Source organism: Peribacillus sp. YIM B13477 (genome assembly GCF_042787955.1).
Taxonomy (GTDB): domain Bacteria; phylum Bacillota; class Bacilli; order Bacillales; family DSM-1321; genus Peribacillus; species Peribacillus frigoritolerans.
In genome coordinates, this window is the sequence record NZ_JBHZPD010000001.1 from 1,263,737 (window position 1) to 1,276,276 (window position 12,540).

The 12,540-nt window shown below is 39.8% G+C and carries 10 protein-coding genes; 1 reads left to right on the forward strand and 9 read right to left on the reverse strand.

Annotated elements, in window-relative coordinates:
* Positions 1-379 precede the first annotated feature (379 nt).
* Positions 380-1,021: a glycosyltransferase gene (locus ACFX4H_RS06120; RefSeq protein WP_241636089.1), complete on the forward strand. Its 642-nt coding sequence runs from the start codon at positions 380-382 to the stop codon at positions 1,019-1,021.
* A 142-nt stretch (positions 1,022-1,163) separates the two neighbouring features.
* On the opposite strand, the gene ACFX4H_RS06125 is transcribed toward ACFX4H_RS06120, so the two are convergent.
* The 9 genes from ACFX4H_RS06125 to ACFX4H_RS06165 form a co-directional block, all read right to left on the reverse strand.
* Complete coding sequence (locus ACFX4H_RS06125) at positions 1,164-1,892, reverse strand: exosporium leader peptide (protein WP_377434515.1); 729 nt, start codon at positions 1,890-1,892, stop codon at positions 1,164-1,166.
* Between the two features lie 8 nt (positions 1,893-1,900).
* Positions 1,901-2,137: a hypothetical protein gene (locus ACFX4H_RS06130; protein WP_377434518.1), complete on the reverse strand. Its 237-nt coding sequence runs from the start codon at positions 2,135-2,137 to the stop codon at positions 1,901-1,903.
* Positions 2,138-3,784: 1,647 nt separating this feature from the next.
* The gene (locus tag ACFX4H_RS06135) at positions 3,785-4,066 is read right to left on the reverse strand and encodes a hypothetical protein (protein ID WP_377434520.1); all 282 of its coding nucleotides are present in this window, start codon (positions 4,064-4,066) and stop codon (positions 3,785-3,787) included.
* Between the two features lie 745 nt (positions 4,067-4,811).
* Entirely contained in the window at positions 4,812-5,789 is a 978-nt protein-coding gene (locus ACFX4H_RS06140) for an NAD(P)H-dependent flavin oxidoreductase (RefSeq protein WP_057277652.1), read from the reverse strand.
* Positions 5,790-5,860: 71 nt separating this feature from the next.
* On the reverse strand, positions 5,861-7,747 hold the full coding sequence (locus tag ACFX4H_RS06145; RefSeq protein ID WP_377434523.1) for a sigma-54-dependent Fis family transcriptional regulator: 1,887 nt from the start codon (positions 7,745-7,747) through the stop codon (positions 5,861-5,863).
* A gap of 205 nt (positions 7,748-7,952) precedes the next feature.
* A complete protein-coding gene (locus ACFX4H_RS06150; protein WP_377434526.1) occupies positions 7,953-8,729 on the reverse strand; it encodes an acetoin reductase in 777 nt (258 codons plus the stop codon).
* Positions 8,730-8,764: 35 nt separating this feature from the next.
* Positions 8,765-10,147: a dihydrolipoyl dehydrogenase gene (gene lpdA / locus ACFX4H_RS06155; protein WP_377434529.1), complete on the reverse strand. Its 1,383-nt coding sequence runs from the start codon at positions 10,145-10,147 to the stop codon at positions 8,765-8,767.
* A 16-nt stretch (positions 10,148-10,163) separates the two neighbouring features.
* Entirely contained in the window at positions 10,164-11,384 is a 1,221-nt protein-coding gene (locus tag ACFX4H_RS06160; RefSeq protein ID WP_377434532.1) for a dihydrolipoamide acetyltransferase family protein, read from the reverse strand.
* A 105-nt stretch (positions 11,385-11,489) separates the two neighbouring features.
* Positions 11,490-12,524, reverse strand: a complete 1,035-nt coding sequence (locus ACFX4H_RS06165) for an alpha-ketoacid dehydrogenase subunit beta (protein WP_063591151.1) — start codon at positions 12,522-12,524, stop codon at positions 11,490-11,492.
* Positions 12,525-12,540: the final 16 nt, after the last annotated feature.

Sequence of the window (12,540 nt, forward strand, 5' to 3'; positions counted from 1 at the left end):
AATTTTTGCTGCTCTAGAATGCTTAATAGTTTTGGTAAGACAATGGGATGAAGGGGGAGGAGGCGTTCTTATTTTCTACTTTCTCTATTAACTTGCTCCCATATTAAATTCACTAATTCTTGCGTCTCATTCCTGAATTTTCAAGTAATTCAAACATTAATTCATCATATTTCAAGCACCAATGCGACGTAGTTGTGTCTGTGTATTAATATCATGATTGATGACCCGATTTTATACAAAACAGCTTACATTGGACGATGTGAGTCCATCTAATTCCAATTTAATATAAACATGGTAAGTACAAGCAATTTTATGCATATAAAAATCGCATATATCAATAATAAAAAAGAACTTTTTAACTTTGGGAGGAGATGGTTTTATGAAAAAATTACTGTTGATGGGATTTATTTTATTATTTCCTCTAAACATGGTGGCCGGAACAACTAGCGCATACGCTAAGCCACAGGTACAACGTATTAGTCAATCTGAGGTAAACTTCGAAAATGAATTCAGGAGACTTTGGATTGATCATGTATTATGGACAAGTAATTATATAACAAGTGCAACCACCGCTGGAGCGGAGGATCAAACACAGGTACTGGCTAGACTTCTAAAGAATCAGGAGGATATTGGTAATGCTGTAAAGCCAGTATACGGAGAGAAAGCTGGTAACAAACTTACGGATCTGCTTAAGGAGCATATTGTTATTGCGGGAAAGATTGTAGATGCGGCTAAAAGTGGAAATGATGCCTTGGTGAAACAGCTAAACAAAGAATGGTATAGAAATGCTGATGAAATTGCAGCTTTCCTTAGCGGTGCCAACCCCCATTTAAAAAATGAAGATCTAAAAAATTTCCTGTATATGCACCTGAAATTAGTGACAAATGATTTATCTGCAAGCTTAGCAAAAGAATGGAACGCTAGAATCATTGCAATTGACGAAGGAGTCACACATATAATCTTAATGGCAGATACTATCTCTGCGGGGATTATAAAGCAGTTTCCGGATAAGTTTAAATAATAATCTTAAGAATCCTCCAGCATCTGTTGGAGGATTCTTACTCCACTAGTGAGTAACCAAAACCACCACGTTCAGTAAATCGGAAAAAGCCCACAACATCTAGGTTAGGGCTCTTCTTGCTCCTATTTAATGACTTCGGCAGCTAGTTGGCGATTTTTGTGACTACTAAAGATGGATACCTATACATTACATTGGCAGATGCAGTAATAACTCTAATGCTTAGCCTATCGTTTGCGGATAAACGACGTTGGATTGTTCTTCCTATCGTGTTTCTAGTTTCAACTTGCGATGGTTGACCGCCTGGACCGCCAGAAATACGATTAAAGGATTCAAAAGTACTTTCAAGAACCGGGGTTGTGTCATTGATGAATAACCTGAACTGCACTTCGGTATTAAACGTCAAGTTAGAAGCATTAATCAATCTAGCTGTTAAATCCATGCTAATCTCATATACCCCAGCAGTCAGAACCTCAATATCAGTATAAGGTCCAAGACCAGGAGGAAAAGGAGCTGTTCCTAATAACGGCCCAGGAGTTGTGAAAACAACCTTCTGCCCCAGAGCAGGGGGATTTACCGTAGACACTGCGACAAAATTTCCAGACGGATCGTACAATGATCCATAAGCCAAAGCACCCCCTGGTCCTGGGGGTCCAGTTTCTCCCTGAGGTCCTGGAGGTCCTGGAAGTCCTTGAAATCCTTGAGGGCCTGGAGATCCTTGAGGTCCCCGAGGACCTTGTTCACAATCCTTACATTTTTTATGATCGTTTTTATTGACGAAATCATCTTTTTTATTAAAGAAATCATCTTTTTTACATTTATAGGTCGTGTCAACAAATTTACGACCTTGAATTGGCTTATCTATTTTACTCACCCTTTTTCTCATTGTTCACTTTCCGAAAACTCGAGCAATGAAGCTTTTTTCTGTTTTTTCCGCTTCTCTTTCTGCTTAATAGTTTCTATTTCCTCTTTAGCGGAGGATACAAGGGGTCCTATACGTTTTACAATAAGTGACAGAGATCTATAAGAAACACTTCCACTCACATTTTGAATAAACACAAACACGTTTTCTCCTGCATTTAACTCCACTTGGATGGTCTTACCTATAGTGTTAACCATGAAGGTTCTCCAGTTTGATATGTCAATCCTGTTACGATTTCGAAAGAGGAACCTGGAATGGGACCTATGACACTTCAGTTAATCGTGAATTGAATAATGAAGTTTCAAGTTCATTAGTAACAACAACAAGGTCGGCACTTATTTCATAGACACCACTTAGAGAGACAGTGATCTCATTTGTTTCCGGATTCGGGATTGTATTTAAACTAAATCCTGGGAAATCAAAATCTATAAGACAAAATTCCCAGACGGAATTTACAATGATTAAGCCAAAGCACCCCCTGGTCCTTGGTCCTGTTTTCCGCAGTGTGATTCTTTGCAACAATTATTATCGTGATCGGCCAAGTTAATCACTCCTTTCTACACTATATATGCCGATATAAAAAAAAGGCTTGGATATTAAAGTTTGATTTTTAAATTAGGCTTTGTTTAAAGTTAAAATTGAGGACGTACTATTATGAACGATAGCTGAATATCGTTTGGGCAAGACGTTTTAAAGAAAGAGCTAGAATGCCGATTTATCAACTTTATGTATATATAACGAACATAAAAAAACCTATAAATGTGCTTGTTGAAATACCATGAAAATTAATTTCTGGGGAAAAAAGCAATAATGAAGAAGACGCATATCATTTGTAAAAGGGGAGAGCGTCTTATTTATGGAATCGGATTGGTTAACTGAATTAAAAAGCCTCCGGTTTTGCCAATGTAACCGTGAAGCCTAAACTTTCAAGTCTTCCAAGCGAATTCCGAACAATGGATTGTTGCCCTATGAGTAATATGATTTTCGTAAAAAGAAGTATTGTCGAGTCTCATTGCATGTGGAAAAACAATGGATTTCTGATTTGAATCACCTGGGGGGTATATTTGAAAAGTTTAGATTCATGAATAGGATATTTTGTAAAGATTTGTGAATTATTTCGGGAATAAGGAAATGAATCAAATAATAATCGGTTCAACAAGGATATTTATCAATTAGATAATGATTTTAAAAAGAAAGTCTTGACAGGAATTTAGAATTAATCATAAAAGGAAAATAGAGAAGCTAAAACATTCGTAAAAATGATTTTCCGTATGGATTTCTATAGGTCAAGGGTAGTCGTTGTTTAAAATGTTTAATAGATGAGGGGCGGTAGACATTAATTAAAGGAAAGAACCATTTTTATTAAACATTTTTTCTAGTTTACATAATATATATTATAGGAAGTTATATTTTTAATGTTTATTTTGTCTCATATCTTAAGAATACTTAACTTAGTGAGACCGGATATGGATTTTTTATATTTAATTTCATTGCCATTATTTATCTATAATTTTTTTATTAATTAGTCATTGTTAACTTATACTTTAAACTTAAATAAATATTGTTCTAATTAAAATGATTGATCTTCAATTAAAAATTCGGTCTAAATTAGCAATAAGATTTTTTGGATTTAAGCTAATTTCACATCAGTTACGGTCATTAAAATTTTCTTGATTTATAGATAGAATTTTAATTTATCTGCTAATTGTTTACATATTTCGTTTTCAGTCATTTTTATGCTATAGATCGGATTATTCAATTAGTATTTATCATCCTTAGTCATTTCACTCTAAGGATCTCTAATTGCTTGGTTGTGGTAATCAAATCTATTTTATTATTTCCCTTCATGTATAAACGGAAGCGCCCTCACTTTTCCCCTTTTTCCATCCGGTCGCTTTAAGGGCCATTGCATACCCATAGGGAATGCCGTCTTCTTCAGAAGCCCTTGACCATTCATATCTATTTCCTTGTTCATTTAACTGAACCAATTCAGCATTTTTAGGTACAGGGAATTCATTTAAATCTTCTGTAGCTGTGTATAAAGAAATAGAAATTGAGTAATAAATGATTGCCCCTCCTATTAAAAAAGCAGCTAGGGTAAGTGCACAACTAATCTTTTTCTTCATATTGCTTCCTCTCTCCTTTCATAAAGACCTATTCAAAGAATAGTTATCTAATAACCTGTAGTAATCTAAATATCCCGGTTTTATTTACATTTTTTATCATTTTTATTATTCTTATATATAAATTAAATGGCGAAATGAGAAAAATCACGGGTTAACACTTATGAAAAGTTATATAAATATAATTTACCTCAATGACAATTCAAAAGGTTTTTTATCATGCAATTTCCGCTTTCTACCTGAAATTGATGATAGCTCCTCCATTTAGCCACATAATTACAATATAAGCTTTCTTAATTAACCTCATAGCAGCCTTTAGCATGAGAATGAAATAAAATCGTAAAAGCCGATTTTTACATTTTATATAAAAAGATTTAAAAGTTTCAGGAATCAAAAATGCCAGAAGAAATTAGAATGGTTTTAAGATCTCAAGCTTTATTTAATTTAGCTGAATAAAAATATTATGTAAACACTCAAAAATGTTAATTACCTTTTTCTTTGGTTTTTTACTTGTGAAAGTCTTTATTAAGAAGCTGCTGAAAGTTAGTTAGCAAGTAATTGATCGGCTATGTAGCTTTTTTCTATTGAATTGGCCTTTCGCGTTAGAGTTATAAATCATTCTTCTGTTATAAATAACGGTCATGCATTTAAAAAAAAGTCTATTCTTGACCACCTATGGAACTTTATGTTTAATAGATAAAAAAAGGAACACGAAATCACTATTGATCGCATGTTCCAGTTAGGTTATTTATGTTCGAATGGATTCGATACGGCTTTGGATGAATTCGAACGAGTTTTTTGCTTCTTGGACGATTTGTTTGATCAGTTCATTGACGGTCAATATTTCTTTTATGAGTCCTACGGATTGACCGCATGACCAGATGCCTCCGTCCAAATTTCCTTCAAAGTATACTTTCTTGCTTCTTTGTCCCGTAATTAGCGGAATCAATTCCTCTATAGTGGCACCTTCATTTTCAAGTTTATCCACTTCTTTACTGACGGCATTTAATGCTACACGCGAAGGGCTGCCTATATTCCGTTGGATGACGACCGTATCCGTTTCATTGGCCGATACCATCCACTGCTTCACGTTTTCATGAATCGGTGCTTCTTGCGTTGCCATAAAGCGAGTCCCCATGACGATACCTTCAGCTCCGAGTGATAAGGCGCTGATAAGGCCCCTCCCATCCGAAAATCCCCCTCCAGCTATTACTGGTATATTTACAGAGTCAACGGCTCTAGGGAGCATGACAAGCGTTCCTACATCCCCCATGCCTGGATGTCCGCCTGTTTCATTCCCGACAATAATAATCGCATCGACTCCTAATTTCTCTGCAGACACAGCGTTTTTGACGTTCGCTACCTTATGTAAAACGGTAAAGCCGTGCTCTTTAAGTCTGGGCATTAAACTTTCTGGGCTTCGGCCACTCGTTTCAACAATTTTCACATCTTCCTCAATTAAAATATCGATGAACTCATCATTCGGGGTTGCCGTTTGACTTGGAAACAGGTTCAGGTTGACAGCAAAGGGTTTCTTGGTCAAGGTTTTCACTTTCCGTATTTCATCACGGAGACCCTCTGGTGTCACCTGTGTTTTCGAAGTGATGATACCAAGTCCCCCGGCTTCTGAAACAGCGGCTGCGAGCGGGGCCCGGCCAACTTGAAACATCCCGCCGCAAATAATCGGATATTCAATCCCCAATAATTCAGTCATTCTCGTTTTCATTTGCCATACCCCTTTCATTTTTCAAGGATTTCTATAAGTTTGCTTTTCTTACATAATGTACACACGCATGTCTATATACCATACTTATGGAGCCGCTTGTAAAATGTACTTCTTGGAATATCCATCAGCTTTGCTGCAGCAGTGACATTTCCTCTTGATTTTTGTAATGCTTCTATCATTAGATCCCGTTGAATTTTTTCACGGATCGTGAGTTCATTTCCCTTGATGCCATTTTTACCCGGTTCTTCCCATGCAGGGAAATAATCATGCCGTGTATCGGGCTGGGAATGAATGGTATTCAACACTTTAACATAATCAAGAGGTCCTTCTGCAAGTAAGATGGTCAATCGCTGAAGTACATTCTGCAGTTCTCTAATATTGCCTGGCCAATTGTACTCCTTTAAATGAATCAATAATTCTTCCGTTAATGGAATATTCCAATTATTCATCGAACACAGGTAGTTGACCAGATAAGGAATATCTTCAATCCTTTCCCTTAAGGGAGGTACATGAATGGGGTAAACGTTCAGCCGATAGTATAAATCCTTACGAAAGGACCCTTCATTGACAAGCTCTTCAAGATTACGGTGTGTTGCAGTGATAATGCGAATATCCAATGATATGCTTTTTGTGCCGCCGACCGGAACGATTTTTCTTTCCTGAAGAACACGCAGTAAGGCAACCTGCATCGCTTGAGGGATTTCACCGATTTCATCGAGAAAAATGGTTCCTCCATTTGCCTGCTCGAACTTCCCTTTGTGACCTTGCCGTTTAGCGCCTGTAAAAGCGCCCTCAACATACCCGAATAGTTCACTTTCCATTAAATCCTTAGGTATCGCTCCGCAATTTATCGTGACGAATGGTCCTTTTTTGCGGATGCCATTATCATGAATAGCCTTGGCAATAAGCTCTTTCCCGACACCTGTTTCACCGGATATATACACATTCGCTTCTGTCGGTGCAACAAGCTTCACTTTACGTAATGTGTTATGAAAGGATTCACTAATCCCTCTTTCCCCTTCGAAGGCAAATCTTTCTGAAGGCATTGAAGCAGGAAAAAGCCTATTGGTTTCACGACCATGATTCTCTGATAAGAATAAACACTTACCGGAAACCCTATTATCCTCTTTGGATAATAGCGGATTTTCCTTTACGATTCGATATCCATGATTTAACAGATCCACCAACGCCATACCAATGGATTGAGGAATTTTTTTGCGAACCTGTTTACTGGCGGAGATTATCATTTGTTTATGATTACAGACGATAAAAGGCAAATCTGGATAGGTTTCTGCAAGTTCTATCGAGTGCTGGGTCAGTGCCAGCTCCTTTTTATAGGAACGCATTCCCATTTCCTGTTCGATTGTATACGCCAAATTGGCTACCATCCCCAGCATGGAGGGATGAAAATATTCTACTGGACATGATATATCCAAAACTCCCAATATCTTACCGTCTTCATTTAATATGGGCATTGCAGAGCAACTCCATTTGTGCGAGGCAATCGAATAGTGTTCGGTACCTTGGATCATTACGGCTTCACCCGTTTTCAAAGCTGTTCCAATTGCGTTCGTTCCGACCTCACCCTCCGTCCAGCATACACCCTCCACAAAATTTATTTTTCCTGCTTCATCGAGGATTTTCTCGTTTCCGGAAAGTGAAAGGACATATCCATCTGGATCGACCAATAAAGCCATCATTCCAGATTCTTTTATCGATTGATTCATCCTGGATAATTGGGGCGATGCCACTTCTAATAGGAAGGAGTTTTTTTCTCTTTGAATGTCCAATAATTCATCCGTCAAAATGTGTTTGCCTTTATTAAGGTATGGGTTGACTTGATCTTTTTTGCAGCGATACCAGGATTCCATTATTCGCTTGTTCAGACGATTTGAATCGAGAACCCCTTCACTGACAAAGCGTTCCCATGTACGTAGATAACAACTGGTGGATAGCATATAATCCTCCTCTAATCATTTGGTTTGAACCTTCATTTGACCAGTCAATCTAGAGGAAAAATACCATGGAGTAATAAAATAGGATGTTAATCGAGGTCTTTTTAATTATAGTAGATTATGTATTCGCTTACAATATTTAGATTGAGTTTGCAAAAAAGCATCATGTGATCATTCACATGATGCTTCTCCATTTAAACAATAAAGTTTATGAGAAAATAACTCCTCCATCAATCATGATGGATTGACCTGTCATATAATCCGAATCCGGTGAAGCAAGGTAAGAGACGAATTTCGCCACATCTTCTGGGGTTTCGGAGCGCCCCAAGGTTATGGAATCTGTGAACTTTTTAAATGTTTCCCCTTTAGCAAGATTCATATATGGACCCATTTTTTCATCGATTAAATCCCACATTTGCGTGCCGACGATTCCTGGACAGTATGCATTCACCGTAATGCCGAACTGTGCCAATTCCTGTGCTGCCGCTTGTGTAATGCCCCTAACGGCAAATTTTGTGGCCGAGTATGTACCAAGTAAGCTAAAACCTTTATAACTGGCTATGCTGGCAGCACTTATGATTTTCCCGCCTTCTTGCTTTTTCATTTGTTCAGCCGCGGCTTGCAGGCAAAAGAGGACACCATTTACATTTATATTGAAAATCTGTTCAAGGTCTTCTTGAGTTACTTCCAATAGAGGCTTTATTTGAGCAATTCCTGCATTTGAAACCATAACATCCAGTTGTCCAAAACATTCCACAACTTGATTCACCATTTCGAATACTTCCCGTCTATTGCTTACATCCGCTTTAACGGCAAAGCTTTCACGTCCAAGTTCCCTTATCTCATTCACGACCGATTCAGCCGTATCCAGATTGACGTCGTTAATGACCACATTCAATCCATCTTGAGCTAATCTTAATGCAATGGCACGTCCGATACCACGACCTGCACCAGTGACGACTGCCGTACGTTGACTGCTAACCATACAAAATCCCCCTTCAGTAAAAAAACTTATTTATTTTAGGAATGCACAGCTTGACCTACTACATTTAGAAGAGCTTCATGTATGGATTCCGACAAGGTTGGATGCGCCGCCACTAAATCTTCCATCATATCTGCCGTTATTTCTGCATGCAGCATGATCGTTCCTTGTCCAATCAATTCTGTTGCATGCTGACCGACAATGGAAAAACCTAGAATTTCATTATATTGTGGGTTCACTAGGACTTTGACCTTTCCTACCGGTTTATTGGAAAGGGCAGCTTTCCCATTTGCCGAAAAAGCGAATTCACCAACTTTAATTTCACCATATTTTTGACGCGCTTCTTTTTCGGTCAAGCCTACACTGGCAATCTCCGGGGAGGTATAAATGCAGCGAGGGATTGCCCGGTAATTCACTTGTGCAAATTGACCGCAGGCATTCAGAGCCGCCACCCGTCCTTCATGAAAAGCTACATGGGCAAGTTGGATGCCTCCTATCACATCACCGCAGGCATAAATCGTTGGATTGCTTGTTTGCATTCGAACATCCACCGAGATGCCAAACCGGGAAAAATCAATATCGTTTTCCTCTAAGCCTACTCCGTTCACTCTTGGTCTTCTCCCTATAGATACGAGTACGTAATCAGCTTGTATTTCTTCCAATTTGCCATCGCTATTTTCCAAAAATACCGTTTTACTGGTTGCATTGATGTTTTTGACAGCTGTGGAGGTATGGACCGTAACGCCTTGGTTTTTCAATTCTTCATGCAGAATGCTCGTGATATCCTCATCTTCCCCTGGAAGCAGCTTTTCCCCCATTTCGATAACGGTAACCTTGGTGCCCAGCCTGCTATAAATGCTGGCAAATTCACATCCGATGACACCGCCTCCGACAATTAGCAGGGAATCGGGTATGACAGGAAGTGACATGGCATGACCACTGTGGATGATCCATTCACCATCAAACGGTGCAAAAGGGAGTGGAATCGGCTCTGATCCCGTTGAAATGATGATCTTACTTGCATCAATCACTTCATTTTCATTTCCGTTCTCGATCCGCAGTCGATTGCTTGAAAGGATAGAAGCCCTGCCCTGTATAACTTTTATTTTATTCTTACCCATTAAATATCGAATGCCGTTCACTAGTTTAGAAATGACCTCTCTTTTTCGTTCCTGTACGGTATCCCAATCTACTTCAATCGAATTGGGGGAAAGGCGAATTCCCATTTGCCCGGCATTTTTCACCAAGTCATACGTATCGGCACTTTTCAATAATGACTTCGTTGGCATGCAGCCTTCGTTTAAACAGGTTCCGCCCAATGGCCCATCGACTACCAATATGACCTCCTTATCCTGCTGGGCAGCAGTGATTGCCGCTACATACCCTGCAGGACCACCGCCTATAATAACTATACGATTCAAGGCTTTCCCTCCTTTTCTATAAAATAACGGTGATCGGCTCTTCTAAATACCGTTTTAGTGTTTGTAAAAAGGCAGCAGCGGGTGCCCCGTCCAGTACACGGTGATCAAAAGTTAAACTGAGTGGCAAGATCGTTCTTCTCTCCAATTCTTCGCCAATATAATGCGGGGTATCGTAAGCAGAGCCAACTCCAAGTATCCCCGTTTCCGGTGTATTGAGAATGGGTGTGAAATGCTCAACGCCATATGCCCCGAGGTTACTGATTGTAAAAGTGGAACCTTGCATGTCTTCAATTGGCAATTGACCGTCACGTGCACACCGGGCCAACTCCTTCCCCTTTTTCGATAACTGTCTTATGGTACAATTTTCGGCATTTCTTATGACGGGAACTACTAGTCCATTCTCCAAGGCCACCGCTAATCCAAGATGGATAGACTCATACAAAATGATGTTATCTTCAATATAGGCACTATTCATTTTAGGGTGCTCTTTAAGTGAAAGCACGACAGCCTTTGCAACAAAGTCCGTTAAAGTCAATTTAGTTGAGTCGTGTTTTTGCAGCGTTTCTGTAGCCTGTTTTTGCAAAATGACTAGATCAGTGACATCAACTTTCATCGTTAGCGTTAATTGGGCACTGCTTTGCAAGCTCTCTTTCATACGTTTGGCAATGATGTTCCTCATTCCCTTAACAGGAATCTGCTGCTGACTCTCTATAGCAGGTTTTGGCGGAACTATTCTTTCTTCTGTACTTACCGGGATGGAATCCCTTTTCTCAATTACTTTCTGGACATCTTCTTTAGTGATTCTTCCTCCTGGTCCGGTGCCTTGAATCATCTCAATGTCAAGATTCGCTGCCTGTGCCATTTTTCGTGCAACCGGAGTGATCATCAAACGATCTCCCATTGGCAAAGTGGGGGACTCTTTTGTTTTCGGCTTTTCTTGTTCATCAATTTCCAAATGGGTCTCTACAGCAACAGGTTCATCGATCTTTATTTTTTCATTCGGATCTCCGATATGACAAATAACGGTTCCTGGAGGTACTCCTTGTCCTTCTTGAACAGCTATATTCAGAATCGTACCTTCCGCTGGAGATTCAATATCCATTTCTATTTTCTCTGAATTGATGCTGGCTATTGCTTCGCCTTTTTCGACTGGATCCCCAACAGCCTTACTCCATAACGAAATAGTGCCTTCTTTCATTGCCATGCCCAATTTCGGCATTACCACTTCGACAGCCATATCTAATTTCTCCCTTCATAATGGTTTGTTTTATCCATCATTGGTTTTGTTGCTCCAACCTTTGCAGTTCTATGCGAAAAAGCTGGAGCATGCATCTGGATTTATTTACACTCCTAGAATGGAAGGTTCCCCTAATAATTCTGAAACGGCTTGTATCACTTTTTCTGATGTAGGAAGGTAAATATCTTCAAGCGGTGGAGAAAAAGGGACAGGTGTATGTGGTGCCGTAATCCTCTTGATTGGCGCATCGAGCGTATCAAACCCCTTATCCGCCACCAGTGCGGCAATATCCGTTGCGACACTGCATCTTGGGTTCGCTTCATCGATCACGATCAAACGATTTGTTTTTGCAACAGAGGAGAGAATCGATTCTTCATCCAGTGGTGACAAGCTCCGCGGGTCGACAATCTCAACCTCAATTCCTTTAGCTGTGAGTTTTTCAGCAGCCTCCATCGCGGTGTGAACTTGTTTACCGATGGCAACGATCGTCAAATCTGAGCCTTTCCTTTTCATTTTTGCTTTGCCGATTGGGATTGTATAGTAGCCTTCCGGAACCTCCCCTACCATGTTGTATAGTGTTTTATCTTCAAAAAAGATGACAGGGTCATTATCTTCAATGGCTGAAAGTAAAAGCCCTTTTGCGTCATAGGGGGATGAGGGAACGACGACCTTCAATCCTGGAATGCTGGTGAACAAGGCATAAAGGCTTTGTGAATGCTGAGCTGCAGCCCTGAACCCTGCACCATGCATCGTACGGATCGTCACAGGAACCTGTGCTTTACCGCCAAACATATAGCGGAATTTCGCACCTTGATTCAATACTTCATCCAAACAGCTGCCAATGAAATCGTTGAACATTAACTCGGCTATCGGTCGCAAGCCTGTCGAAGCAGCTGCCATTGCCGCTCCCATATATCCTGCTTCAGCAATGGGTGTGTCAAGAATTCTATCCCGGCCAAATTCTTGAACCAATCCTTTCGTGACACCTAAGACGCCACCCCATGCTTCGTCATCCTGCAAATGATCGACCTCTGCACCGCCGGCTACATCTTCTCCCATGAGGATGACATTCTCGTCTTTTCTCATTGCCATGGCCATTGCTTCATTTATTGCCTGCGACATACTGATTTTTCTACTCATCTCAATTCCTCCTTTT

What these genes read in the sequence shown, in the direction of transcription:
- ACFX4H_RS06145 (WP_377434523.1), bottom strand. Translation starts at nt 7,747, where the DNA reads ATGCTATCCACCAGTTGTTATCTACGTACATGGGAACGCTTTGTCAGT.
- ACFX4H_RS06120 (WP_241636089.1), top strand. Translation starts at nt 380, where the DNA reads ATGAAAAAATTACTGTTGATGGGATTTATTTTATTATTTCCTCTAAAC.
- ACFX4H_RS06150 (WP_377434526.1), bottom strand. Translation starts at nt 8,729, where the DNA reads ATGGTTAGCAGTCAACGTACGGCAGTCGTCACTGGTGCAGGTCGTGGT.
- ACFX4H_RS06160 (WP_377434532.1), bottom strand. Translation starts at nt 11,384, where the DNA reads ATGGCTGTCGAAGTGGTAATGCCGAAATTGGGCATGGCAATGAAAGAA.
- ACFX4H_RS06130 (WP_377434518.1), bottom strand. Translation starts at nt 2,137, where the DNA reads ATGGTTAACACTATAGGTAAGACCATCCAAGTGGAGTTAAATGCAGGA.
- ACFX4H_RS06140 (WP_057277652.1), bottom strand. Translation starts at nt 5,789, where the DNA reads ATGAAAACGAGAATGACTGAATTATTGGGGATTGAATATCCGATTATT.
- ACFX4H_RS06135 (WP_377434520.1), bottom strand. Translation starts at nt 4,066, where the DNA reads ATGAAGAAAAAGATTAGTTGTGCACTTACCCTAGCTGCTTTTTTAATA.
- ACFX4H_RS06165 (WP_063591151.1), bottom strand. Translation starts at nt 12,524, where the DNA reads ATGAGTAGAAAAATCAGTATGTCGCAGGCAATAAATGAAGCAATGGCC.